The sequence below is a fragment of the Streptomyces sp. NPDC086787 genome, from assembly GCF_044745865.1.
Taxonomy (GTDB): domain Bacteria; phylum Actinomycetota; class Actinomycetes; order Streptomycetales; family Streptomycetaceae; genus Streptomyces.
Genome location: NZ_JBIVBC010000047.1, coordinates 1 through 3,537, shown reverse-complemented (window position 1 = coordinate 3,537; position 3,537 = coordinate 1). Strand labels below are relative to the sequence as shown.

Here is a 3,537-nt window from a genome sequence, read left to right as displayed (position 1 = left end):
GGACCGACAGGCAATTCGGCACCACCGCCGGCTCCACCATCACCGGCAACACCCCCACCAACTGCCTCCTCAGCCCCGTCATCCCCACCGGCTGCACTGGCTGACCCCCCCCCACACCACCGCGACATCTATTGGACCTACCACACCGCCCGCGAACACGCACGCCACTACCTCAGCCCTGACCAGCCCACATTCAGACTGACCGCCTGATCCACGTCGTCGAGCTTTTCCACCGCTCCGAGGACGCGACCCTTGTGGTCGCAGACTGTCTCCAGGACCTCATAGTCAGTCATCCCCAAAGGTCGGGAAGGGCGAGGCTATCGGCAGATGCGGGGAGGAGCCGCGTTCGGACCAGTGTTGCCGGTCCAGGTGTTGGCCGTGCCCTCGGTGCCGGTGCCGCTGGTGCTGTCGCGGCAGTCGAGCATGCCGTTGCGCCGGGCGATGTTGGACTTGATGGTGTTGCCCCCGTTGCCGCCGGCATCGATGCGGATGCCATCGCCCGCGTTGTCGTTGGCGGTGTTCCAGGAGATGACGGACCTCGTGAGCGAGTCCGCTGCCACGCTGATGCCGTGACCAACGCTGCTTGATGCGGAGTTTCTGATGATGTTGCCGACGATTGTGACGTTGGTGCTGGGCGAAAGGCCAAAGGCATTGGCCCGCACGCCTAGAAATCCCCTCTCAATGGTGTTGGAAGTGATCTTCAAGTTCGTATTGTTGTCGCCCAAGAAAATCCCGGGGGCACCAAAATTGTCCTGGATGATGTTACTCCCTACGCTGGCGTTGCTGGACTTGAAGATGAACGCAAAGGCTCTGTCCGCCAAGGAGGTGTTGCTGTTTACTTTGACATTATCGACCCCTCCGGGCGCCGGGGCATCCAGAAGAACGCCGGAGTTATCGTTACCAGAAAAAGTGTTTGCTGCGATTTCCGCCTTCTTCAAGCCCGCGTCTGAGTAGATTCCGCTGCCGCTTGCAGAACCGGGTTCATTGTTCTGGCGGATGCAGTTCTGTTCAACCTCAGAAAGGTTCGTGCCGCTGGAGTGGAAATAAACTCCGATTACGTTGTTCTGGATCATGTTCTGCCGGACTTGGTGGCCTGAGTGTGCCGCACTCGTGACGATGCCATAGCTGGAGGTGTTGTTCTGAACGGTGAAGCGGGAGAATCCGATGCCGTTCTCCAGCAAGCGGACACTGCCTGAACCGTCCGCAGACTGAATGATCGCCTCCCTGGAAGGATTCGGAGCACCGGCCTGGCGGCACGCTGTCCCTGCGGGGGCGGCGACCGGTCCGATCAACTGCAGATTCGCCTTGTTCGCAATGACAACCTCGTTGTATATTCCGGCACAGACCCTGATCACATCTCCTGGTGAGGCCGCTGTAATCGCTGCCTGGATCGTAGTGAAAGGTGCACCCGGACATTGCGCCCCGTCGTCATCCACAACGAGTACGGTCTGAGCTGCCTGGCTGGGCACTGCAGAGAATGCCGTAGTCACTGCCACGCCCGCCGCGAGAAGAACCATCTTCTTCATAACCTTCTCCTTAGCCCTCAGTGCAGCCTGCAATCCGGTCGTGCATCAGCAACTGGCAGCCGGACTAATGGAATCACCTCGCATTGACAGGAATCCATTAGCTAGGCAAACCGAACGAAGAACGGGTAGTTTCCGCTGATCACGAAGCTAGGCGTGCCACGTTAAGTGTGCAAGTGGTAGCGCTCTGTATGTGCAGCGTCTACCGCCCTGGCTCAGGGTCTGTTGCGAAAGTTGATCTTGATCAGGTGCGGTCACGTTGACCGGTGGGTGAGATGATCTCCGGGTTGGTCGCGGGCTGGGTGCTGGCGAAGGCTGGCGGCCGCGGGCCTGGCTGGGGCACCGTCCACGTCGTCGACTGCGCGGAGGCGCCAAGCCGGGGCGCCAGTGCTCTCCCTGGAGCACCGCCCTGGACGTGGCGCAGCACCCGGGGACGAGGCTGTGCTCGCTGGGCGGAGCTGCGGCCGAACTCGACCCGGTCCTCAAGGGCTTCGACCGTGGCTGCAATGTGAGGACCGACGCCCCAGCGCCCGACCGCGTCGGTCCGGGCCTCGCGGGCTGTTCGGGTGCGGCCGAGTGGCGACTGCCCGGGCTGTCAGTCATTGATTGCCCGCGTCAGGCCAGCGCAGCTCGCCTTTCGTCCGTGGCCTCCACGAGGTCGGGCCGCTCACCGTTCGCCGGGTGGACGACCCGCACCAGGTTCTTCTGCCAGAGGGAGAGCGAGGCCCTATAGAGCGTGAACTGCTCCTCGTACCAAGCCACGCGAACCGGGTCGTCCTCTGGAGCGTGAACCTCGGGTGGGGCAGCCTGGGTGAGGGCGGGGAAGAACGCGGATATTGCGGCCGGGACCGACGCCTGGGCAACGGCGTGCAGCAAGCCCCGCTCGTGAACACTCAGCTCCATCACGTCAGCGTAGAGGCCCGTTCCCCGAACAGCGATCGGGTCGACGGGAAGGCAGGCATCGCCGAACCTGCCCATGCGGCTCGCTCGGCGTTCCACTCCAGCCGACGGCGGGCCGGGACCTGTCGGTACTCGAAGAGGCACGGCTGCAAGGTTGAGCCGGATACCGCTGTCGCCGACCAGCTCAACGACGCCACGGGCCGCCAGCCGCTTCAATTCCTCCCTGAGCTCGCCGTGCGTCAGAAAAAACGCTGGCGCGACCAGGAATCCCAGGTCGAAGTTCCTGAGCTTCGACTTCTCTTCGGCGTGGTGCTGCTCCGCTTCCAGCAGCACCAGCCACAGCAGCGCAGCCGCCTCGTAGGGCGAGTTCAAGAACTCCCGCAGCAAGTGCGGGTGCAACGACACCACCAGCGTGTCGACGGAGTCGACATCGAGCGGCAGGAGCCTCCGGTCCTCGCCCGTGTCCGGCAGGATCTGGTGCATCGGCAACGGTGCCATCGCGCGCCGGGCGGCCTGAAGGCGGCCCCGTGCAGCTGGGAGCGTCCGGCCCTGTCCGGCGCGCATTTCTCCCCAAGGCGGAGAGGAACATGGCGCGTTTGAGCTGCCGGTTTCCGCCTCGGGGGGCGTGTTCGCCGTGGATCGATGTGCCGGACGATTTCGTGGTGGGGGCAAGGCCGGCGTAGGAGGCGAGGTGGGCGGCGGTGGGGAAGCTGGTGCCGTCGCCGACGGTGACCAGCAGGACTGCGGCGGTCCTGACGCCGACGCCGGGCATCGAGGTCAGGACCTGGGAAAGAGGGTGGGCCTCCAGCAGGGCGTTGATCTGGGCTTCCAGTGCCCGGCGCTGTTCGTGGACGGCCGCGAGGGAACGGGCCAGGGACGGCATCACGGTGTCGAGCGTGCCGGTCCCGGGCACGACGACGGTCTGCTCGTCCAGGGCGGCAAGGACGTCGTCGATCAGCCGGTTGGCCATGCGTGGGGCCTTGGGCCGGATGAGCTCGACGAGGCGTCGGCGGCCGGCCTGGCACTGTCACGTTGTTGGGTACGTGATCGCTTGTTGGTGTGTCGGGGTGTGGTGGGGCCGGGTTTGGGGTCTTGGGTCAGGCGGCGGGCTGGC

Annotated in this window: 2 protein-coding genes and 2 pseudogenes; 1 reads left to right on the top strand and 3 read right to left on the bottom strand. The window is 64.4% G+C overall.

Annotated features, from left to right (window positions below):
* Positions 1 to 317 precede the first annotated feature (317 nt).
* Positions 318 to 1,526, bottom strand: a complete 1,209-nt coding sequence (locus tag ACIPK3_RS34310) for a nitrous oxide reductase family maturation protein NosD (protein WP_402576130.1) — start codon at positions 1,524 to 1,526, stop codon at positions 318 to 320.
* A gap of 290 nt (positions 1,527 to 1,816) precedes the next feature.
* On the opposite strand from ACIPK3_RS34310, the pseudogene ACIPK3_RS34305 reads away from it, so the two are divergent.
* Positions 1,817 to 2,025 (top strand): annotated as a pseudogene (locus tag ACIPK3_RS34305) (DUF6233 domain-containing protein); the annotation flags it as partial.
* A 113-nt stretch (positions 2,026 to 2,138) separates the two neighbouring features.
* Here the strand turns inward: ACIPK3_RS34305 and ACIPK3_RS34300 are convergent.
* Both ACIPK3_RS34300 and ACIPK3_RS34295 read right to left on the bottom strand, forming a co-directional pair.
* A complete protein-coding gene (locus tag ACIPK3_RS34300) occupies positions 2,139 to 2,906 on the bottom strand; it encodes a hypothetical protein (protein WP_402576129.1) in 768 nt (255 codons plus the stop codon).
* 82 nt (positions 2,907 to 2,988) lie between these two features.
* A pseudogene (locus ACIPK3_RS34295) lies at positions 2,989 to 3,444 on the bottom strand (transposase); the annotation flags it as partial.
* Positions 3,445 to 3,537 lie beyond the last annotated feature (93 nt).

Coding starts and splice junctions, on each gene's coding strand:
- ACIPK3_RS34310 (WP_402576130.1), bottom strand. CDS start 1,526: ATGAAGAAGATGGTTCTTCTCGCGGCGGGCGTGGCAGTGACTACGGCA.
- ACIPK3_RS34300 (WP_402576129.1), bottom strand. CDS start 2,906: ATGCACCAGATCCTGCCGGACACGGGCGAGGACCGGAGGCTCCTGCCG.